The organism is Enterobacter sp. RHBSTW-00901 (assembly GCF_014103115.1).
Classification (GTDB): Bacteria; Pseudomonadota; Gammaproteobacteria; order Enterobacterales; family Enterobacteriaceae; genus Enterobacter; species Enterobacter cloacae_P.
Genome location: NZ_JABXPB010000001.1, coordinates 4,529,061 through 4,550,761 on the forward strand (window position 1 = coordinate 4,529,061; position 21,701 = coordinate 4,550,761).

Annotated in this window: 17 protein-coding genes; 7 read left to right on the forward strand and 10 right to left on the reverse strand. The window is 53.5% G+C overall.

Annotated features, from left to right (window positions below):
* The first annotated feature begins 109 nt into the window (after nucleotides 1–109).
* The 3 genes from ldtD (at nucleotide 110) to HV318_RS21800 (ending at nucleotide 3,329) form a co-directional block, all read left to right on the forward strand.
* Complete coding sequence (gene ldtD / locus HV318_RS21790; RefSeq protein ID WP_182274398.1) at nucleotides 110–1,933, forward strand: L,D-transpeptidase LdtD; 1,824 nt, start codon at nucleotides 110–112, stop codon at nucleotides 1,931–1,933.
* A gap of 176 nt (nucleotides 1,934–2,109) precedes the next feature.
* Nucleotides 2,110–2,661 carry a peptidoglycan L,D-endopeptidase MepK gene (mepK, locus tag HV318_RS21795; RefSeq protein ID WP_182274399.1) on the forward strand — a complete coding sequence of 184 codons (552 nt, stop codon included), beginning with the start codon at nucleotides 2,110–2,112 and terminating at the stop codon, nucleotides 2,659–2,661.
* A 20-nt stretch (nucleotides 2,662–2,681) separates the two neighbouring features.
* Complete coding sequence (locus HV318_RS21800) at nucleotides 2,682–3,329, forward strand: MBL fold metallo-hydrolase (protein ID WP_182274400.1); 648 nt, start codon at nucleotides 2,682–2,684, stop codon at nucleotides 3,327–3,329.
* A gap of 55 nt (nucleotides 3,330–3,384) precedes the next feature.
* Here HV318_RS21800 and HV318_RS21805 read toward each other — a convergent pair whose 3' ends face one another.
* The 4 genes from HV318_RS21805 to pncB all read right to left on the reverse strand — a co-directional run bounded on the left by HV318_RS21805 (nucleotide 3,385) and on the right by pncB (nucleotide 9,259).
* Nucleotides 3,385–4,575 carry an amino acid aminotransferase gene (locus HV318_RS21805; protein WP_182274401.1) on the reverse strand — a complete coding sequence of 397 codons (1,191 nt, stop codon included), beginning with the start codon at nucleotides 4,573–4,575 and terminating at the stop codon, nucleotides 3,385–3,387.
* Nucleotides 4,576–4,760: 185 nt separating this feature from the next.
* The gene (locus HV318_RS21810) at nucleotides 4,761–5,879 is read right to left on the reverse strand and encodes a porin (RefSeq protein ID WP_269475514.1); all 1,119 of its coding nucleotides are present in this window, start codon (nucleotides 5,877–5,879) and stop codon (nucleotides 4,761–4,763) included.
* A gap of 608 nt (nucleotides 5,880–6,487) precedes the next feature.
* Entirely contained in the window at nucleotides 6,488–7,888 is a 1,401-nt protein-coding gene (asnS, locus tag HV318_RS21815) for an asparagine--tRNA ligase (protein ID WP_182274402.1), read from the reverse strand.
* A gap of 168 nt (nucleotides 7,889–8,056) precedes the next feature.
* Nucleotides 8,057–9,259, reverse strand: a complete 1,203-nt coding sequence (pncB, locus tag HV318_RS21820) for a nicotinate phosphoribosyltransferase (RefSeq protein WP_182274403.1) — start codon at nucleotides 9,257–9,259, stop codon at nucleotides 8,057–8,059.
* 256 nt (nucleotides 9,260–9,515) lie between these two features.
* Between pncB and pepN the strand changes: the two genes are divergently transcribed.
* Complete coding sequence (pepN, locus tag HV318_RS21825) at nucleotides 9,516–12,128, forward strand: aminopeptidase N (protein ID WP_182274404.1); 2,613 nt, start codon at nucleotides 9,516–9,518, stop codon at nucleotides 12,126–12,128.
* Nucleotides 12,129–12,179: 51 nt separating this feature from the next.
* On the opposite strand, the gene ssuB is transcribed toward pepN, so the two are convergent.
* From ssuB to ssuE, 5 genes are read right to left on the reverse strand one after another with little or no spacing between them, the layout of a single operon-like run.
* Nucleotides 12,180–12,950: an aliphatic sulfonates ABC transporter ATP-binding protein gene (gene ssuB / locus HV318_RS21830; RefSeq protein WP_182274405.1), complete on the reverse strand. Its 771-nt coding sequence runs from the start codon at nucleotides 12,948–12,950 to the stop codon at nucleotides 12,180–12,182.
* Nucleotides 12,947–13,738: an aliphatic sulfonate ABC transporter permease SsuC gene (ssuC, locus tag HV318_RS21835; protein ID WP_182274406.1), complete on the reverse strand. Its 792-nt coding sequence runs from the start codon at nucleotides 13,736–13,738 to the stop codon at nucleotides 12,947–12,949. Before ssuC ends, ssuB begins: the two co-directional genes overlap by 4 nt.
* A gap of 9 nt (nucleotides 13,739–13,747) precedes the next feature.
* Nucleotides 13,748–14,893, reverse strand: a complete 1,146-nt coding sequence (ssuD, locus tag HV318_RS21840) for an FMNH2-dependent alkanesulfonate monooxygenase (RefSeq protein ID WP_182274407.1) — start codon at nucleotides 14,891–14,893, stop codon at nucleotides 13,748–13,750.
* The gene (locus HV318_RS21845; protein WP_182274408.1) at nucleotides 14,890–15,843 is read right to left on the reverse strand and encodes a sulfonate ABC transporter substrate-binding protein; all 954 of its coding nucleotides are present in this window, start codon (nucleotides 15,841–15,843) and stop codon (nucleotides 14,890–14,892) included. The genes ssuD and HV318_RS21845 overlap by 4 nt, the downstream gene beginning before the upstream one ends.
* On the reverse strand, nucleotides 15,836–16,411 hold the full coding sequence (gene ssuE, locus HV318_RS21850) for an NADPH-dependent FMN reductase (protein WP_182274409.1): 576 nt from the start codon (nucleotides 16,409–16,411) through the stop codon (nucleotides 15,836–15,838). Before ssuE ends, HV318_RS21845 begins: the two co-directional genes overlap by 8 nt.
* A 248-nt stretch (nucleotides 16,412–16,659) precedes the next feature.
* On the opposite strand from ssuE, the gene pyrD reads away from it, so the two are divergent.
* Together pyrD and zapC are read left to right on the forward strand one after the other, a co-directional pair.
* Entirely contained in the window at nucleotides 16,660–17,670 is a 1,011-nt protein-coding gene (gene pyrD / locus HV318_RS21855) for a quinone-dependent dihydroorotate dehydrogenase (RefSeq protein ID WP_182274410.1), read from the forward strand.
* A gap of 166 nt (nucleotides 17,671–17,836) precedes the next feature.
* Nucleotides 17,837–18,379, forward strand: a complete 543-nt coding sequence (gene zapC, locus HV318_RS21860; RefSeq protein ID WP_182274411.1) for a cell division protein ZapC — start codon at nucleotides 17,837–17,839, stop codon at nucleotides 18,377–18,379.
* Here zapC and HV318_RS21865 read toward each other — a convergent pair.
* Complete coding sequence (locus tag HV318_RS21865) at nucleotides 18,376–19,485, reverse strand: YcbX family protein (RefSeq protein ID WP_182274412.1); 1,110 nt, start codon at nucleotides 19,483–19,485, stop codon at nucleotides 18,376–18,378. The two genes, zapC and HV318_RS21865, sit on opposite strands and share 4 nt — an antisense overlap.
* A 98-nt stretch (nucleotides 19,486–19,583) precedes the next feature.
* Here HV318_RS21865 and rlmKL point away from each other — a divergent pair, with 98 nt between their 5' ends.
* On the forward strand, nucleotides 19,584–21,692 hold the full coding sequence (rlmKL, locus tag HV318_RS21870) for a bifunctional 23S rRNA (guanine(2069)-N(7))-methyltransferase RlmK/23S rRNA (guanine(2445)-N(2))-methyltransferase RlmL (protein ID WP_182274413.1): 2,109 nt from the start codon (nucleotides 19,584–19,586) through the stop codon (nucleotides 21,690–21,692).
* The last annotated feature ends 9 nt before the right edge of the window (nucleotides 21,693–21,701 follow it).

Consider the following 21,701-nt stretch of genomic DNA (forward strand, 5'->3'; position numbering starts at 1 on the left):
TTATCTTTAAACTTCTTTACATAAGGTAAGGCAACCCGTTTTTGGCCTACCTATAATGAAGAAAAGCCCCAATGTGATGGGCATGTCGTGAGAAAACAGGGGGCAAGGGATGTTGCTAAAGAAAATTCGTGGTCGTCAGTTGTCAGCGCTGAGTTTGTGCCTGGCAGTGACGTTTGCTCCACTGTTCACCGCACAGGCCGACGAGCCTGAAATGGTACCGACTGACAGTTCTGCGACGATAGGCGCACAGCCAACGTCGTTGTCGCAGCCGCTGGATCAGTCGCCCGCGACGGCCATTATGGCCGGTATTAAGCCGCTACCTGAAGGTATCGACACAGAATCTCTTCGTCAGCAGCTCCAGTCCGGGCTGCCATCCGGCTACACGCCTGCTTATATTAACCAGCTCACGCTGCTTTATGCCGCGCGCGATATGAAACCGATGTGGGAAAATCGCGAGGCGGTACGAGCCTTCCAGCAACAGCTGGCAGAAGTGGCGATTGCCGGTTTTCAGCCACAGTTTACCACCTGGGTTGAACGCCTGACCGACCCTGCCGTGACGGGCCTGGCGCGGGATGTTGTGCTCTCCGATGCCATGATGGGCTACCTCCAGTTTGTGGCGGGGATCCCGGTGAATGGCAACCGCTGGTTATACAGTGACAAACCGTACAAACTGGCGACGCCTGCGCTGTCGGTCATTAACCAGTGGCAACTGGCGCTGGACAATGGCGAGCTGCCGCGTTTTATCGCCAGCCTTGCCCCGGCACATCCACAATATGCAACGATGCATCAATCGTTACTTGCGCTGGTGGCTGATTCCCGGCCGTGGCCGCAGTTACGGGGAACGGGATCGCTTCGTCCGGGGCAGTGGAGCAGCGATGTTCCGGCACTGCGCGAGATCCTTCGCCGTTCAGGCATTCTGAACGGTGGGCCAAAAATTGCGCTGCCTGGCGATGACCCGCAAGGCGTTGTTGTCAGCCCCTCCGCAGCGGTGAAAGAGACGAAAACGGTAGCGCTTAGCGATAAACCGGCGGCTTACGACCGCGAACTGGTGGCGGCGGTTAAGCAGTTCCAGGCCGCTCAGGGATTAGGGGATGACGGTGTGATCGGTCAGTCAACGCGTGACTGGCTGAATGTCTCTCCTGCACAGCGAGCCGGGGTGCTGGCGCTGAATATCCAGCGTTTGCGTTTGCTGCCGGGTACGTTATCTACAGGCATCATGGTCAATATTCCCGCTTACTCTCTGGTTTATTACCAGAACGGTAGCGAAGTGCTGGCCTCGCGGGTGATTGTCGGGCGTCCTGACCGCAAAACGCCGTTGATGAGCAGCGCGCTGAATAACGTGGTGGTTAACCCTCCGTGGAACGTGCCGCCAACGCTGGCGCGTAAAGACATTCTGCCTAAGGTCTGGAACGACCCGGGGTATCTGGAACGTCATGGGTACTCGGTGATGCGAGGCTGGAACAGCAAAGAGGCGATTGATCCATCGATGGTAGACTGGTCGACCATTACGGCATCTAATCTACCGTTCCGTTTCCAGCAGGCTCCTGGCGCGCGCAATTCGCTGGGACGCTATAAATTCAACATGCCGAGCTCAGAAGCGATTTATCTGCACGATACGCCGAACCACAATTTGTTCCAGAAAGATACGCGAGCACTTAGCTCCGGTTGCGTGCGCGTGAATAAAGCGTCGGAACTGGCGAATATGCTGTTGCAGGATGCGGGCTGGAACGATACGCGTATCTCCGATGCCTTGAAACAAGGAGATACACGTTACGTCAATATTCGACACAACATTCCCGTCAATCTTTACTACCTGACGGCATTTGTTGGCGAAGATGGACGTACCCAGTATCGTACAGATATTTACAATTATGATCTCACTGCGCGATCGGGCGCACAAATTTTGTCAAAAGCTGAACAATTAATCAGGTAAATGAAGTAGTTCGGGAAAATGGGGTGTCGTAAGTTATGGCGAATACGCGGCAATATGGCTGGAGGCCGCGTATTTGCTGGGGTTGGGTGCCTTGACGTAGTGGCTTTTGCCAGTTAAGGTGCCCTTCGTGCGCTAAGCATATATACGATAAACATTGACCTGTAGACCTGATTATCATGGACAAATTTGACGCTAATCGCCGCAAACTGCTGGCGTTAGGTGGTGTTGCGCTTGGCGCAGCGGCCATCTTGCCGACGCCAGCATTTGCCACCCTCTCGACACCTCGTCCGCGTATTTTAACGCTCAACAATCTTCATACCGGTGAGTCGCTAAAAGCGGAGTTCTTCGATGGCAGAGGCTATATTCAGGATGAATTAGCAAGACTAAACCATTTTTTCCGTGATTTCCGCGCGAATAAAATAAAAGCCATCGACCCAGGATTATTTGATCAGTTGTTCCGCCTTCAGGGCCTGCTGGGTACCAGCAAGCCGGTACAGCTCGTTTCTGGCTATCGTTCCATTGATACCAATAACGAACTGCGCGCCCACAGTCGCGGGGTAGCGAAAAAAAGCTATCACACGAAGGGACAGGCAATGGACTTCCATATTGAAGGCGTTTCGTTAGCCAATATTCGCAAAGCTGCGTTATCTATGCGCGCAGGTGGTGTAGGATATTACCCTAGCAGCAACTTTGTGCATATTGATACCGGTCCAGTTCGGCACTGGTAATAACGAAACACAGGAGCAGTATGAACTATCGTATTATTCCGGTTACCGCGTTCTCCCAGAATTGTTCATTAATCTGGTGCGAGCAAACCAAACTGGCCGCGCTTGTCGATCCCGGCGGTGACGCTGAGAAAATCAAGCAGGAAGTCGCCGCCAGTGGTGTAACGCTGATGCAGATTTTGCTGACGCATGGTCATCTCGACCACGTTGGCGCAGCGGCAGAGCTGGCGCAGCACTATGGTGTGCCGGTGATTGGCCCGGAAAAAGAAGATGAGTTCTGGCTGCAGGGTTTACCCGCCCAAAGCCGCATGTTTGGTCTTGATGAGTGTCTGCCGTTGACGCCCGATCGTTGGCTGAACGAAGGAGATCGCATTAACGTAGGGAATGTGACTTTACAGGTGTTGCATTGTCCTGGACACACGCCAGGCCATATCGTCTTCTTTGATGACCAGTCTCGTCTGCTGATTTCCGGCGATGTGATTTTCAAAGGTGGGGTAGGACGCAGTGATTTCCCGCGCGGCGATCACGGGCAGTTGATTCAGTCGATTAAACAGAAGTTATTGCCGCTGGGTGACGACGTGACGTTTATCTCTGGGCATGGCCCGATGTCGACGCTGGGTTATGAACGATTACATAACCCGTTCCTTCAGGATGAAATGCCTGTCTGGTAAATCTGAATGAGATAAAAAAAAGCCTGCATGATGCAGGCTTTTTTGTGGGTGCAGATTACAGCACTGCGACAATCGCTTCGCACAGTGGTGCCATATTGTCCGGCGTCATGCCTGCAACGTTCACACGACCAGAGGCCACAGCATACACACCAAACTCTTCACGCAGACGCAGAACCTGTTCTTTTGTCAGGCCGCTGAAAGAGAACATGCCGTTCTGTTTGATGATGAAGCTGAAGTCACGGTCAGCCCCTTTCTCTGCCAGGGTGTTCACGAACAACAAGCGCATACGCTGAATGCGTTGACGCATATCGTTCAGCTCTTGTTCCCAGATAGCGCGCAGCGCGTCATTGCTCAGGATCGTTGCAACGACAGATGCACCGTGTGCCGGTGGGTTAGAGTAGTTGGCGCGGATCACAGACTTCATCTGGCTGAACGCACGGTCAACGGTCTGCTCGTCAGCGGCGACCAGCGTACAGGCACCTACGCGCTCATTGTACAGGCCAAAGTTCTTGGAATAAGAGCTCGCAACAATCAGCTCCTGATGCACGGCCGCGAACGCGCGCAGACCTTCTGCATCTTCTTCCAGACCACGAGCAAAGCCCTGGTATGCGAAGTCGAACAGTGGCAGCCAGCCTTTTTCAACGGACAGTTTAGCCAGTTGAGTCCATTGCGCCAGCGTCGGATCGATACCGGTTGGGTTATGGCAGCAACCGTGGAACAGTACCACGTCGCCCGCCTGGGCTTCGCTCAGGCTTGCCAGCAGGCCATCGAAGTCCAGAGCGTGGTTTGCCGCATCGTAATAGGCATATTCGCGCACTTCCAGACCTGCAGAGTTAAAGACGCTCTTGTGGTTCGGCCAGCTCGGGTTGCTTACCCACACACGCTTAACCGCGGTGTTTTTCGCAAGGAAATCCGCCGCAACGCGCAGTGCACCGGTACCGCCAGGGGTTTGTGCTGTGCGAGCGCGTTTGCTGCTCACAATTGCGCTGCCTTTACCGAACAGCAGTTCCTGAGTGCAACGACCAAATTCAGGGATACCATCAATACCGAGGTAGTTTTTGGTGGTTTCATTTTCCAGCAAATACTGCTCAGCTTTTTTAACGCTGGTCAGTACCGGAGTTTTGCCGGTTTCATCTTTATATACACCAATACCCAGGTTGATTTTGCCAGGGCGGTCGTCGGCACGAAACAGATCGGCCAGGCCCAGAATAGGGTCGGCAGGAGCGGCGGTAATGTTCTCAAACATGACGAAGTTCCATTGTGATGACAGAAGTGAAATCCGCTATCAGGTTAACGGTAGATTTACAAAATGCCAACCGTTTGCGACGAAAAGCGTGCGGCTTTTCAAAAGTCGCCATTTTTTACTATCAGGCATAAAAAAAACAGGGCCGAAGCCCTGTTCATTAAGCATATAACAAAGTGGTGTACTGATTAGAACTGGTAAGTCACACCAACAGCTGCCATGTCGTCGTTGCCGTTCAGGCCGCCAACGGTTTCAGCATATGCAGTGTCTTTGTCCAGCAGGTTGATGTAGTAGTCAGCCCACACGTTGAAGTTTTTGTTGAAGTAGTAAGTTGCGCCAACCTGGACGAATTTAGCCAGATCTGCATCACCACCTTTGAAGGTACCTTTAGAGTTGGTCACGCCAGCCAGGTCTTTACCTTTGGTCTGAACGTAGGAGATTGCAGGACGCAGACCGAAGTCGAACTGGTACTGAGCAACGATTTCGAAGTTCTGAGTTTTGTTCGCGAAGCCAGCGTCACCGTCAGTACCGGTACGGGTGGTGTTGCGGGTTTCAGCATAGGTGGTTGCCAGGTAGATGTTGTTGGCGTCATATTTCAGACCCAGACCCCATGCTTCAGCTTTGTCGCCTTCACCGTCAGCTTTTTGTTTCAGAGTACGGTTAGCGTTGCTGTAAGATGCGATTGCACCGAAGCCTTCGCCGAAGTTGTAACCCAGAGAGTAACCTACGCCGTCACCGTTAGCGGTTTTAACGTCAGTACGGTCGTTTTTACCCTGGTACTGAATACCCATGCTCAGACCGTCAACCAGACCGAAGAAATCGCTGTTACGGTAGGTCAGCAGGCCGGTGCTACGGCTGGTCATGAAGTTATCAACATAGTTACCGCCCCAGGTCATACCGGAGAAGGACGGAGCCATATCGGTGTAAGATTCTACGTCGTATACGATACCGTAGTTACGACCGTAGTCGATGCTGCCAGCGTCACCCGCTTTCAGACCTGCGAAGGCCAGACGGTTTTTGTTTGACTGAGCAGTACCTTCAGCCTGGTTCGCCATGAAGCGGTATTCCCACTGGCCATAACCGGTCAACTGGTCGTTGATCTGAGTTTCGCCTTTGAAACCAAGCTGCGCATAAGTTGCGTCGTTGTTGTTGGTGTTGTCACCAGAGGTCACGAAATCGTGCTCGGCGTTAACTTTACCGTAGAAGTCCAGTTTGTTGCCGTTTTTGTTATAGATTTCTGCAGCGTTAGCTGCACCGGCTACCAGCAGGGCAGGGATAACCACTGCCAGGATATTGCGCTTCATCATTATTTATTACCCTCATTGGTTTTTTTATGACACTCGCCACTGCCGTCAATAAATTCTGTCAATAAATATTTCCGGAACTATTGATGAGAGTTTGGTGTCTTTATGTATCTGACAGGCATCTTTCCATTCATAGAACCGTTTCGCTAGCCTGAAAATGCTACAACCCTCAAGATTAGGTAACAAAAAGAAATTATGTGTAACTAAATGTGTATTTTAGGGAACTTTGTGAACCATCTCAAATTTCAGAACTAGTTGGCTAATTAAACGACGTGTTTATTGCTATCTATATGAATTTCTTATATTTAATTTGGCTAAAGGCAATTCCTATAAACAGAGGCTAAACGGCTCATTTTTTCTTATGATCTTATTCAGCCTTCTGGATGGCTATGAATTTGGTTGAATTTTGTGCTAAAGAATCAGAGATGGATTAACTGCAATAAGAGTGTGGTTTATTTTTTGTTCACAGATATTTCACGGAAACAAAACGTAACAGGTAGTGGTTATGACGGGGTTGTGGTTTAAAGATGCTGACTTTGAGCTGACGAAAATTGACAATGCAGAATAAAATAATGGCCAGTAGAAACTGGCCATTTTAAATTGCGCGGGGATTAGAAGGTCGCGCTGCGTGGCGTACGTGGGAACGGAATAACGTCACGGACGTTCTGAACACCAGTCACATAGGCAATCAGACGTTCGAAGCCCAGACCGAAACCAGAGTGTGGAACGGTGCCGTAGCGGCGCAGATCGCGGTACCACCAGTAGTCTTCTTTATTAAGACCCATTTCCGCCATACGTGCATCCAGCACATCCAGACGCTCTTCACGCTGTGAACCACCGATGATTTCACCAATGCCCGGAGCCAGTACGTCCATCGCGGCAACGGTTTTACCGTCTTCGTTAAGGCGCATATAGAAGGCTTTGATGTCTTTCGGGTAGTTTTTCACGACAACCGGCGCTTTGAAGTGCTTCTCTGCGAGATAGCGTTCATGCTCGGAAGCCAGGTCAACACCCCAGTAAACCGGGTTATCAAATTTCTCACCGCATTTTTCAAGGATTGCCACCGCGTCGGTGTAATCAACCTGCGCGAAGTCGGCAGAGACGAAACGTTCCAGACGAGCAACCGCATCGCTGTCTACGCGCTCAGCGAAGAATTTCATGTCATCAGCGCGTTCTTCAAGCACCGCTTTGAAGACATATTTCAGCATCGCTTCTGCCAGACCTGCCACGTCGTCCAGGTTGGCGAATGCCACTTCTGGCTCCAGCATCCAGAATTCCGCCAGGTGACGGCTGGTGTTAGAGTTTTCCGCACGGAACGTTGGGCCGAAGGTGTAGATCTTCGACAGCGCACAGGCATAGGTTTCGCCGTTGAGCTGGCCGGAGACCGTCAGGAAGGACTCTTTACCAAAGAAATCTTTGTCATAGTCCACTTTCCCTTCCGGTGTCCGCGGCAGGTTTTCCATATCCAGCGTAGAAACGCGGAACATTTCGCCAGCACCTTCGGTATCGGAGGCGGTGATCAGTGGGGTCGACACCCAGAAGTAGCCCTGCTCGTCGAAGAAGCGGTGCAGCGCTTGTGCCAGAGTATGGCGGACGCGAGCAACCGCACCAATCAGGTTGGTACGCGGACGCAGGTGCGCGACTTCACGCAGGTACTCGATACTGTGGCGTTTTGCCGCCATCGGGTAGGTGTCCGGATCTTCAACCCAGCCAGTCACTTCAATCGCAGATGCCTGAATTTCGAAACTCTGACCCTGACCAGGAGAGGCAACAACAACCCCGGTGACAATAACGGAGCAGCCCGTTGTCAGGTGCAGAACGTCATCATTGTAATTGGGCAGAGAATTATTAATGACGGCCTGTACAGGATCAAAGCAGGAACCGTCATAGACGGCGAGGAAGGAGATGCCAGCTTTAGAATCTCGACGAGTACGCACCCATCCGCGCACGGTGACTTCTTGGTCAACGGCGACACGGCCCTGGAGTACGTCGGCTACAGGCACAACGCTCATAATATTCTCTCTGTTAATAGTCGGAAAAAATAAACACTTGTCCGCCCTTACATGGGGGGGATATCTATGTTACCTGGCATCTGCCATCAGACAAGCAGATTTCGCAGTCAAAAGAGAAGAAATCGGAAATAAATAAGAGAAGGGGAGCCTGCAAGGCTCCCGAGGGGATTAACTGGCTTTTTTTATCTGCGGTAAGTCGAAGGCTTTACGCAAAGCACGCACAAATGCTTTATCGTGGCAGATGGTTTTACCCGGGCTGTCGGAGAGCTTCGCGACAGGCTTGCCGTTACATTCCACCAGTTTTATCACGATGTTCAGAGGTTTCACCTGGGGGATGTCACAGGTCAAACGGGTACCAATCCCGAAACTCAGGTTCACTCTTGAGGCGAAATGACGATAGAGGTCGACCGCTTTTGCTAAATCGAGATTATCGGAGAAGACCAGCACCTTGCTCATCGGATCAATACCCAGTTTCTTGTAGTGGGCTATCGCTTTTTCACCCCATTCAACCGGGTCTCCGGAGTCATGGCGTAGACCCTGATAACGCTCAGCAAACACAGGGCCAAAGTCCCGCAGGAAAGCATCCATCGTAATGCAGTCGGTGAGGGCAATTCCCAGCTGATTCGGGTACTCTTCCAGCCATGCGGCCAATGCAGCACGCTGGCTGTTAGCCAGATCGGGGCTGATTTGCTGGTGGGCCTGGAACCATTCGTGCGCCTGGGTACCCATTGGCGTCAGGTTCAGGCGGCGGGCAAGATCGTAGTTACTGGTGCCAACGAACCAGGGCTCTTGCTGCAGACGCTCAACGATAGCCTGCTGAACGTCGCGCGAGAAGCGGCGGCGCGTGCCAAAGTCCATCAACCGGAACCGGGATATATCCAGCCCTTCGGTTAACTGCGAGAACTCAACCAGTTTATTCTCCAGCGAGGCGAGCGCCTGCTCAGCACCCATCTCCGGAGAGCGGTAGCGGTGAGCCAACTCACTGATCACCGCCAGAAGCGGCACTTCCCACATGATCACTTCACGCCACGGACCTTCAAGGCGAATATTCAGCTTACCGTTATCATTGGTGACGACGACCTGCTCCGGCTTATAGCGAAAATCGCGCAGCCAGTTCAGATAGTCAGCTTTAAAGAAAGGCAGGCCGGAAAGCCACTGATATTCGTCGTCCTGCAGCGTCAGGTGCTGCATAGCATCGACCTGTTCACGAATAGAGTCTGCGTAGATACCCAGCAAGTCGTCGCCCCGACAGCGGAATTCCGCCGCGACATGGACATGATAATAATGGTGGAAAACGGCTTGCTGCATATGCAGTTTATACGCGTCGGTATCCAGCAACGTATGCAGAACAGGAGAAGCGAATTGAGTCATAGGTGCGCAGTAGCATCCTCTCACAGGAGCGTTTAGTACAATAAACAACTCCGGAGTATACCTTGTTTAGTGATTTATTGAACCCCGATCACAACATAAGCTGCCTTTATGGTCGAGGGCATTTTGTGCCCCCATGTTATAAAAATGTAGCGAAAAAAGGTGCTTGCACCTGAAAAGATGAACATTCTGCATAGCGCGTTTTACACAACAGGAATATATTGAATCGTTACTCGACAAACGATGCATAAGGTTTTCTATGACACAACAGCCACAAGCCAAATACCGCCACGACTACCGTGCGCCGGATTACCTGATTAGCGATATCGATCTGACTTTTGACCTGGATGCCACAAAAACCGTTGTAACGGCGGTAAGCCAGGTGACGCGCCACAGCGCGACGGCCGTCCCGCTGCGTCTTGATGGTGAAGATCTGACGTTGGTTTCCCTGCACATTAATGATGAAGCGTGGTCTGACTATAAAGAAGAAGGCAACCAGCTGGTTATTAACAACTTGCCGGAACACTTTACGCTGCGCATCGTGAATGAAATCAGCCCCGCCGCGAACACTGCGCTGGAAGGGCTTTACCAGTCCGGTGTGGCGCTGTGTACTCAGTGTGAAGCGGAAGGTTTCCGCCACATCACCTGGTATCTGGATCGTCCGGATGTGCTGGCGCGCTTTACCACCAAAATTATCGCTGATAAAACCCTCTATCCCTTCCTGCTCTCCAACGGTAACCGTGTAGGTGAAGGCGAGCTGGAAAATGGTCGTCACTGGGTACAGTGGCAGGATCCGTTCCCGAAACCGTGTTACCTGTTTGCGCTGGTGGCCGGTGATTTTGACGTGCTGCGCGATACCTTCAAGACTCGTTCCGGCCGCGATGTGGCGCTGGAGTTGTTTGTTGACCGTGGTAACCTCGACCGTGCGCCGTGGGCGATGACGTCGCTGATTAATTCCATGAAGTGGGACGAAGAGCGCTTTGGCCTCGAATACGATCTCGATATCTATATGATCGTCGCCGTCGACTTCTTCAACATGGGCGCGATGGAGAACAAAGGGCTTAACATCTTCAACTCCAAATATGTGCTGGCGCGTACCGATACCGCAACCGATAAAGATTATCTCGATATCGAACGTGTTATCGGCCATGAGTATTTCCATAACTGGACCGGTAACCGTGTGACCTGCCGCGACTGGTTCCAGTTGAGCCTGAAAGAGGGCTTAACCGTCTTCCGTGACCAGGAGTTCAGCTCCGATCTGGGGTCGCGTGCGGTGAACCGTATTAACAACGTCCGTACCATGCGTGGTCTGCAGTTTGCGGAAGATGCCAGCCCAATGGCACACCCGATCCGCCCGGATAAAGTCATCGAGATGAACAACTTCTACACCCTGACGGTGTATGAAAAAGGATCTGAAATTATCCGCATGATCCACACCCTGCTCGGCGAAGAGAATTTCCAGAAAGGGATCCAGCTCTATTTCGAGCGTCACGACGGCAGCGCAGCCACCTGTGACGACTTTGTGCAGGCGATGGAAGACGCGTCTAACGTCGATCTCTCTCACTTCCGCCGCTGGTACAGCCAGGCCGGTACGCCCGTTGTGACCGTCAAAGATGATTACAACCCGGAAACCGAGCATTACACCCTGACTATCAGCCAGCGCACGCCGCCAACGGCTGAGCAGGAAGAGAAACATCCGCTGCACATCCCGTTCAGCATTGAACTGTACGATAACGAAGGTAAAGTGATCCCCCTGCAGAAGGGCGGTCATCCGGTACATCATGTACTGAACGTGACCCAGGCAGAGCAGACCTTTATCTTTGATAACGTCTACTTCCAGCCGGTGCCAGCGCTGCTGTGCGAATTCTCCGCACCGGTGAAACTGGAGTACAAGTGGAGCGATCAACAACTGACGTTCCTGATGCGTCACGCGCGCAACGACTTCTCTCGCTGGGATGCGGCACAAAGTCTGCTGGCGACCTACATCAAGCTGAACGTGAACCGCCATCAACAGGGTCAGCCGCTGTCTCTGCCTGTGCATGTTGCTGACGCGTTCCGCGCTATTCTGCTGGATGAGAAGATTGACCCGGCGCTGGCGGCTGAAATTCTGACGTTGCCTTCTGCGAGCGAAATCGCTGAACTGTTCGAAATTATCGACCCGATTGCTATCGTGGCGGTGCGTGAAGCGTTGACCCGTACGCTGGCGACCGAGCTGGCAGACGAATTCCTGGCGATTTACAACGCCAACAAGCTGGATGAGTATCGCGTGGAACATGCTGATATCGGCAAACGTTCCCTGCGCAACACCTGCCTGCGCTATCTGGCCTTCGGTGAAGTGGAACTGGCAAACACGCTGGTGAGCAAGCAGTACCACGAAGCCGATAACATGACCGATGCCCTGGCGGCTCTGGCTGCAAGCGTTGCCGCTGAGTTGCCGTGCCGTGATGCGCTGATGCAGGAGTACGATGACAAATGGCACCAGGATGGTCTGGTAATGGACAAGTGGTTCATTCTGCAGTCTACCAGCCCGTCTGCCGATGTTCTGAGTACCGTACGCAGTCTGTTAAAGCACCGCTCCTTCACCATGAGCAACCCGAACCGCGTGCGTTCCCTGATTGGTGCGTTTGCCAGCAGCAACCCGGCAGCTTTCCACGCAGAAGATGGCAGCGGTTATCAGTTCATGGTAGAGATGCTGACCGAGCTGAACAGCCGTAACCCGCAGGTGGCGTCTCGTCTGATTGAGCCGCTGATCCGTCTGAAACGCTACGATGCGAAGCGTCAGGCGAAAATGCGTGCCGCGCTTGAGCAACTGAAAGGGCTGGAAAACCTGTCTGGCGATCTGTTTGAGAAGATCACCAAGGCACTGGCCTGATATAAAAGTTAACCCGCCCTCTCCCTGTGGGAGAGGGCTGGGGAGAGGGCATCAGGCATTAGCTTTCACTCGCTGTAACTCAGTTTCTCCACGCTTCATCACTCTATCCAGCACTTCCGCTTCCAGCTCTGCCAGTCTTGCTGACCCCACGCGACGTGGGCGCGGAATATCGACAGTCAGATCCAGCCCAATTTTTCCCTCCTCTATCAGCAGTACGCGGTCGGCCATCGCCACGGCTTCGCTGACATCATGTGTCACCAGCAATACCGTAAATCCGTGCTCCTGCCATAAAGAGACAATCAAATCCTGCATGTCGATACGCGTCAGGGCGTCGAGTGCCCCAAGCGGTTCATCCAGCAGCAGCAGGCCAGGGCGATGAATCAGTGCCCGCGCCAGCGCCACGCGCTGTTTTTGTCCGCCTGATAATGCTGCGGGCCATTCACCCGCGCGATTTTCCAGCCCAACGGTGGTCAGCGCCTGCCTGGCCTCTTCCCGCCAGTTGCCTTTCAGACCCAGCCCGACGTTGTCGATAACCGTTTTCCACGGCAGCAGGCGTGCGTCCTGAAACATCATGCGGGTATCGTCCTGAATATTCGCCAGCGGTGTCGTGCCCGCCAGAATCTCCCCGCCGTTGGGAGTCTCCAGACCGGCCAGCAGGCGCAGCAAAGTGCTTTTTCCGCCGCCGCTACGACCGACAACGGCCACAAATTGCCCGGCGGGAATATGCAGATCCAGTGCATTAAGAATGGTGTTTTCACCGTAGCGTTTAGTGACGCCATTCAACAGCAACGGTGTCCCCTGATTCAGTCGGGCAGTATTCATGCTCTGGCCTCCAGAGTGGTATAAGCCGGGTTCCAGCGCAGCCAGCTACGCTCCAGCCACTGGGCGCTGACGTCGGCGAGTTTGCCGAGCAGGGCATAAAGAATGATGGCGACCACCACCACGTCCGTTTGCAGGAACTCGCGGGCGTTCATCGCCAGATAACCAATACCGGAGTTGGCCGAGATAGTTTCAGCCACGATCAGCGTTAGCCACATCAGGCCGAGTGCGAAACGCACGCCAACCATAACAGAAGGCAGAGCACCCGGCAGGATCACATGAATAAAGAGGGCTAAACCGGATAAACCGTAGCTGCGCGCCATCTCCACCAGCCCGCGATCGATACTGCGGATCCCGTGCCAGGTATTGATATAAATGGGGAACAGCGTCCCCAGCGCCACAAGAAAAATCTTGGCGCTTTCATCAATGCCAAACCACAAAATGACCAGCGGGATCAATGCCAGATGTGGCACGTTACGCAGCATCTGAATGGAGGTGTCCAGTAACCGTTCTCCCCAGCGGGAAAGGCCGCTGATAAGGCCGAGGATCAGGCCGATACTTCCGCCAATTGAAAAGCCAATCACGGCACGCCACGAACTGATGGCCAGGTGCTGCCACAGCTCTCCGCTCATGCTCAGCGTCCAAAACGCTTCTACAACGCCCTCCGGAGAGGGCAGAATGCGGCTCGACAGCCAGCCGGTTGAGGAGGCCAGTTGCCATAGCACCACAATACCGACGGGTAAAAACCAGGGGGCAGCACGCAGCAGCCATTTTTGCGCGGTGGCAGACATAGGTGCTCCTTAGCTTTGTGCTGCTTTTCGCGGAATAAACTCGTTGGCGACCGCTTCGCCCTGAAGCTGGAGCGAACGAGGCTGCGGAATTTCCGGGATGGCGACATCCAGATGTGGGAACAACAGCTCGCCCACGTTGTACGCCTCTTCCAGATGCGGATAGCCGGAGAGAATAAAACTGTCGATGCCCAGCTCAGCGTACTCATTAATCCGCGCCGCGACGGTTGGGCCATCGCCCACCAGTGCGGTACCTGCACCGCCGCGAACCAGGCCCACACCTGCCCACAGATTGGGGCTGATTTCCAGATCCTCGCGCTTACCGTTATGCAATGACGCCATCCTGTGCTGCCCCACGGAATCGGTTTTGGCGAAGGCTGCCTGCGCCCTGGCAATGGTGTCCTCATCCAGGTGCGAGATAAGCCGGTCGGCCGCCAGCCAGGCTTCTGCATTTGTTTCACGCACAATCACGTGCAGGCGAATACCAAAACGTACGGTGCGACCATGAGCTGCTGCTTTGGCGCGTACCTGAGCTATTTTTTCTTTAACCAGTTCAGGTGGTTCGCCCCAGGTCAAATAGAGATCAACCTGCTCAGCGGCCAGATCCTGCGCCACATCGGAAGAACCGCCAAAATAGAGCGGTGGGCGCGGCTGTTGTACCGGCGGAAAGTAGAGTTTTGCATCGCGAACATGCACATGTTTACCTTCAAAGGTGACGGTTTCGCCTTCAAGCAGACGTCGCCAGACGCGGGTGAACTCGGCGGATGCTTCATAGCGTTCCGTGTGATCGAGGAACACACCGTCGCCCGCCAGCTCCTGGGGATCGCTTCCCGTGACCAGGTTAAACAGCGCCCGCCCGTTGGAGAGCCGGTCGAGCGTGGCGGCCTGACGTGCTGCCACGGTAGGGGAGACCACGGCAGGACGCAGCGCGACCAGGAATTTCAAACGCTGAGTCACCGGGATCATCGATGCAGCGACCAGCCAGGCATCCTCGCAGGAGCGTCCGGTGGGGATCAGCACGCCGGTAAAACCGATCCTGTCCGCTGCCTGGGCAATCTGTTGCAGATAAGCGTGATCAACCGGGCGGGAACCCTCTTCTGTGCCAAGATAGTGTCCATCACCGTGGGCGGGTAAAAACCAGAAAAGATTCAGACTCATAATTGGGTTCCTTCAGTGCCAGCGGGTTGCCAGATACGTTCGCGAATGTTCACCTGCTTTGGAACGAGGTGATTTTGATAAAAGAGATCGGCGGTTTGTTGCTGGAGTGCAGCAACATGTGCGTCCACAGGGCGGATAGTGGTGATGGGGCGGTGGTCAAGATAGCTGGCGATCACTGGCTCAGGTAATCCCATGCTTTTCGCCAGCAGAGTTATACTTTCCTGCCGCTGGCTTTGCGTCAGGGCATCGGCCTGCGTAAAGGTATCGAGGACGCCCTGGATAAAAGCACCATTCTTTTCTGCATACGGACGCGCGGCGAGGTAGAACGAGCCGGTCTGTTTCAGCGTGGTACCATCCTTTAACACCCGGACACCACCCTGCAGTAATGCGGCGGAATAGTACGGATCCCAGATAGCCCAGGCATCTACGTTACCTTGCTGGAATGCGGCGCGCGCATCGGCAGGTGTCAGATAGACGGGCTGAATGTCGGTGAACTTCAGCCCGGCTTCCTGCAGGGCGCGTAGCAGCAGGTTGTGTGAGCTGGAACCTTTCTGGAATGCCACTTTGTGACCCTTGAGTTCCGCAACGTTCTTAATCGCGCTATTTTCAGGAACCAGTATCACTTCCGCTTTCGGTTTTGCAGGCTCAACACCCACGTAAACCAGATCGGCCCCGGCAGCCTGAGCAAAGATCGGCGGAATATCTCCGGTGCTGCCGAGGTCGATACTTCCGACGTTAAGCGCTTCGAGCATCTGCGGCCCTGCCGGGAACTCAACCCAGGAAAATGTTGTGCCCGGGAAGCGTTTTTCCAGAAGCTGATGATTTTTTGCCAGCACCATGCTGATGCTGCCTTTCTGGTAGCCGATGCGCAGACTTTCCGGTGCTGCATGAGCCAGCGACGAGAGGGCAATCAGACCTGCCAGCCCGATACGTGTCAGGGTGTTAAACATGTGCGACTCCTTGCGGCAGACCAAACGCAGGTGCCTGGATATCCCGGCGGTGCAGGGCATGCCAGAAGGTTTCCAGCGCACCATCGAGGCGGGTTTGTAGGTTCGGCGTAAAGTGAGGTTTGTGCTGGTAGTCGATAACCTGCGAGTCATCAGCGAAGACACCGTGCAGGATCTCCTGCGCTTTTAACGCGTTCAGTACCGGCTTCAGGGCGTAGTCCACCGCCAGCAAATGGGCAACTGTCCCGCCTGTTGCCAGCGGCAAAACCACCTTACCGTCCAGGGCGCGTTCAGGGAGCAGGTCGAGCAGGGTTTTCAGCGCGCCGGAAAAAGAGGCTTTATAAATGGGCGTCGCCACGATTAACCCGTCAGCGTCTTTGAGCTGTTCTGTCAGGGTTTTGAGTGCCGGGCTGTCAAAGCGCGCGTAGAGCAGATCTTCGGGTTCGAAGTTATGCAGGTTCCAGTGGCACACTTCCACATCCAGGGCATTGAGCTTTTCGCGGGCATATTCCAGTAGTGCGCTGGAACGAGAAGGAAAGCGAGGACTTCCTGCCAGGGTAATGACGCGCATGATTGCTCCTTATAACTAATTGTTTGCTTTTATCTAACATTGATAACAATTTTCAGGAGTGTGACATTGCGGGGTTATTCCACTAAATGATTTATATGAAATTTAAATGCAGAAAATTGCATAAGAAGTGTACGCAGAGGTAAACGATTGCGTTTTCCGTTGATTTTTTGCCGCAGGTCAATTCCCTTTCCGGGCAGGATCGCACATAATCCCCTCCCGGTTTGCACACCGGGAATCCAGGAGAGTTCATGTACTACCCCTTCGTTCGTAAAGCCCTTTTCCAGCTCGATCCTGAGCGCGCTCATGAATTTACATTCCAGCAATTACGCCGTATTACCGGTACACCACTGGTTGCACTGGTGCGTCAACGCGTGCCGGAAAAACCTGTGCAATGCATGGGCCTGACCTTTAAGAATCCGCTGGGTCTGGCGGCTGGTCTGGACAAAAATGGCGAGTGTATTGATGCTCTGGGTGCAATGGGGTTCGGCTCCATTGAAATCGGTACTGTCACCCCACGCCCGCAACCGGGTAATGACAAGCCGCGTCTGTTCCGTCTGGTTGAAGCAGAGGGGCTGATCAACCGCATGGGCTTTAATAACCTCGGCGTTGATCACCTGGTTGAGAACGTCAAAAGATCCCATTTTGATGGCGTATTAGGCATCAATATTGGTAAAAATAAAGACACGCCGGTTGAGCATGGTAAAGATGACTACCTGATTTGTATGGAAAAAGTCTATGCCTATGCTGGTTATATTGCGGTGAATATTTCATCACCGAATACTCCGGGCCTGCGCACTTTGCAATATGGCGAAGCGCTGGACGATCTCTTGACCGCCATAAAAAATAAACAAAATGAGCTGCAGGCGATCCACCATAAATATGTTCCGGTCGCGGTTAAGATCGCCCCGGATCTTTCTGCTGAAGAATTGATCCAGGTTGCTGATAGTTTAGTCCGCCATAATATCGACGGTGTGATTGCGACCAATACGACACTCGATCGTTCTCTCGTTCAGGGAATGAAAAACTGCGACGAAGCGGGTGGGTTAAGTGGTCGTCCGGTACAATTAAAAAGCACAGAAATTATTCGTGCCTTGTCCGCCGAATTAAAAGGTCGTCTGCCGATTATTGGTGTGGGGGGGATCGACTCCGTGATTGCTGCCCGTGAGAAGATGGCGGCGGGTGCGTCACTGGTGCAAATCTATTCCGGCTTTATTTTTAAAGGGCCGCCTCTGATTAAAGAAATCGTTACTTACATCTAATCTTTTCTCCTAATCAGACAACCAGGGCTTTATTTCCAGCCCTGGTTGTTTTATATTCCGTCATTGTTGCTTATTTAGACATTATGGTCTTTTATTAAATGACGCTATAAATGAAGCAACAATCAGGACATTTTTAGAACAGGGTGTTTGGGGACGGGAGAGACACATGCGAATTAAACCTGACGATAACTGGCGCTGGTATTTTTGCGACGAGCATGATCGAATGATGCTCGATTTAGCCAATGGCATGTTGTTTCGTTCTCGTTTTGCACGCCGAATGTTAACTCCGGACGCTTTCTCACCGTCAGGCTTTTGCGTTGACGATGCTGCACTTTATTTCTCGTTTGAAGAAAAATGCCGGGATCTGGTGCTGTCCAAAGAACAGCGCGCTGAGCTGGTATTAAATGCGCTGGTAGCGATCCGTTTCCTGAAACCGCAAATGCCGAAAAGCTGGCATTTTCTGGCACATGGCATGAGCTGGACGCCAGCAACAGGCGATGCGGCCAGTGTGAGCCTGAGTGATACTGCAGAAGAGGTTAACCTGCTGGTGGTTGAGCCTGGCGAAAATGCCGCCCTCTGTTTGCTGGCACAGCCCGGCGTAACCATTGCCGGGCGAATGATGCAGCTTGGTGATGCGATTAAGGTGATGAACGACAGACTGAAGCCGCAGCTTCATGTGGATTCGTTCAGCCTCGAACAGGCTGTTTAAGCTTCCAGCTGCACCGACGTTCTCGGGATACAGCTGCAACATAAAATGGTACCGTCATCGCCAATGGCTGATTTTTTCAGCGCACTGACCTCGCCCTCGACCAGTTTGATCCGACAGCACCCGCAGATACCTGCCCGACAGGAGTAAGGTACGCGGATCCCCGCTTGCTCCAGTTGTTCAAGTAACACTTGCTGATTGTTGCCACGGATGACATTACCCTGCCAGTGAATATCCACCACAGACTCGGCTTCGCTTTCAACGTCGGTTGATTCTTCTTCATTGCCTGAGCCGTAAACCCTGGCGGACCCACGGGCGAGAATTTCCACTTCATCACCCACGCGGATCACGCCGCTTGAACGCGGGATGAGGTTCTGGCCGAAATCCACATCGCCATTATCCTGCGCGGTACGGAATGACTGCAGGGTTTTCAGCGGTTCACCGGAAGGGTGCTTTTGGCCTTTCTCCGGGCTTACCGTTGTAAAAATGCAGCGACTGCAGGGCTTCACGACGTCAAAAATCACGCTGCCGATGCGGATCACTTTCCAGGTGTCTTCCTCCCAGGCTTCCGTACCGGTCACCACCAGGTTTGGTCGAAACTGCTCCATCTGGACACTGGCGTTGCAGCGGCTTTGCAAATCACGCAGCGAGGCTTCGTTGGTCAGCAGGAAAGGGAAGCCATCAGCGAATGAGAGCGGGACCGCATCGTGGCGCTTCACGCGCCGTGTCAGCTCCGGACCCACCCAGCGTAGCTGGACATCACGGGAGAAAAACCCGCTTAGCCAACGGTTAATCTCATCGGGTGCGATACGCGCGGTGAAATGGTTACCCCACACTTCCGTTGGCGCATCGACAGGTGCAAAATCAGCAAAGCGAATCACCACACTTTCACCATCCGGCGCGGTCAGGTGCAAACCGTCATGAAGTGGGGAAGGGGTAAAACGCACCATTTGTGGGAACTGGCGCGCCGTAATGAACGTGCCGTCAGGCTCGGTGACCATAAAAATACGATCGAAGGCAAATCCGCTCATGTCGGCCAGCGCGTGAGATACGCCGATACCGCGCATGGATTTCACTGGATGGATAAAAAGCCTGGATAACGTCGCCACTGCACAGTCCCTCGAATGAAAATAAGCCTTCAACTTTATGACATACACGCCATATTAGCTATAATGCGCGACAATTTTCTTAGAGTAAAAGTGACGATATGAATTCTCTGTTTGCCAGTACGGCCCGTGGGCTGGAAGAGCTGTTAAAAACTGAACTGGAAACCCTGGGTGCGCAAGAGTGCCAGGTGGTTCAGGGTGGTGTCCATTTTGAGGGCGACACGCGGCTTATTTACCAGAGCCTGATGTGGAGCCGTCTGGCGTCGCGCATCATGCTGCCGATGAAAGAGTGCAAGGTCTATAGCGATCTTGACCTCTACACCGGCGTACAGATGATCGACTGGACAGAGATCTTCACCCCGAATGCCACCTTTGCCGTGCATTTCAACGGCGTGAACGATGAGATCCGCAACAGCCAGTACGGTGCGCTGCGCGTGAAAGATGCCATCGTTGACTGCTTCACGCGTAAAAATAAGGAACGTCCGAACGTCGATCGCGAAAACCCGGATCTGCGTATTAACGTGTGGCTTAACGGTGATACTGCCAGTATTTCCCTGGATCTGAGCGGGGCGGGCTTGCACCTGCGTGGCTACCGCGATCGCACCGGTATGGCACCTATCAAAGAAACCCTGGCCGCCGCCATTGTGATGCGTTCCGGCTGGCAGCCGGGTACGCCGTTGCTCGACCCGATGTGTGGTTCCGGTACGCTGCTGATTGAAGCGGCGATGCTGGCAACCGATCGTGCGCCAGGGTTACACCGTGGCCACTGGGGCTTTGGTGGCTGGGCACAGCACGATGAAGCTATCTGGCAAGAGGTCAAAGCCGAAGCACAGACCCGCGCGCGTAAAGGTCTGGCGGAGTACACCTCCCATTTCTACGGCTCTGACAGCGACCCTCGCGTTATTGAACGTGCGCGCAGCAACGCCCGTCGTGCCGGGATTGGTGAGCTTGTTACCTTTGAAGTGAAAGACGTCGCGAACTTAACCAATCCGCTGCCAAAAGGGCCTTACGGTACGGTTATCAGCAACCCGCCGTACGGCGAGCGTCTCGATAGCGAACCGGCGCTGATTGCCCTGCACAGCCTGCTGGGCCGAAATATGAAAGACTATTTTGGCGGCTGGAATCTGTCCCTGTTCAGCGCCTCGCCAGAGCTGTTGAGCTGCCTGCAATTGCGTGCCGATCGCCAGTTTAAAGCGAAAAACGGCCCGCTGGACTGTGTGCAGAAGAACTACCATCTGGCAGAAAAAGCGGCAGACAGTAAACCATCTGGCGTGGCGGAAGATTACGCCAACCGCCTGCGCAAGAATCTGAAGAAATTTGAAAAATGGGCGAAGCAGGAAGGTATTGAATGCTATCGCCTGTATGACGCCGATCTGCCGGAGTACAACGTGGCGGTTGATCGTTACGGCGATTGGGTTGTGGTGCAGGAGTATGCGCCGCCAAAAACTATCGATGCGCAAAAAGCGCGTCAGCGTATGCTGGACGTGATTGCCGCAACCATCGCAGTGCTGGGTATCGCGCCGAACAAACTGGTGCTGAAAACCCGTGAGCGTCAGAAAGGGAAAAACCAGTACCAGAAGATGGGCGAAAAGGGCGATTTCATCGAAGTGGGCGAATATAACGCACGCCTGTGGGTGAACCTGACCGATTATCTCGATACCGGCCTGTTCCTTGACCACCGTATCGCCCGTCGTATGTTGGGCCAGATGAGCAAAGGCAAAGACTTCCTGAACCTGTTCTCTTATACCGGCAGCGCCAGCGTGCATGCAGGACTGGGCGGCGCACGCAGCACCACCACGGTGGATATGTCCCGTACCTATCTGGAGTGGGCAGAGCGTAACCTGCGCCTTAATGGCCTGACTGGCCGTCAGCATCGTCTGATGCAGGCCGACGTGCTGGGCTGGTTGCGTGATACTGATGAACAGTTCGACCTGATCTTTATCGATCCGCCAACGTTCTCTAACTCCAAGCGCATGGAAGATAGCTTTGACGTTCAACGCGATCACCTGCGCCTGATGACGGACCTGAAACGCCTGCTGCGTAAAGGCGGCACTATTATGTTCTCGAACAACAAACGCGGCTTCCGTATGGATCACGACGGCCTGGCGGCGCTGGGACTGAAAGCACAAGAAATCAGCCAAAAAACGCTGTCTCAGGACTTCGCCCGTAACCGTCAGATCCATAACTGCTGGTTGATTACCGCGGCCTGAAAGGAAAAA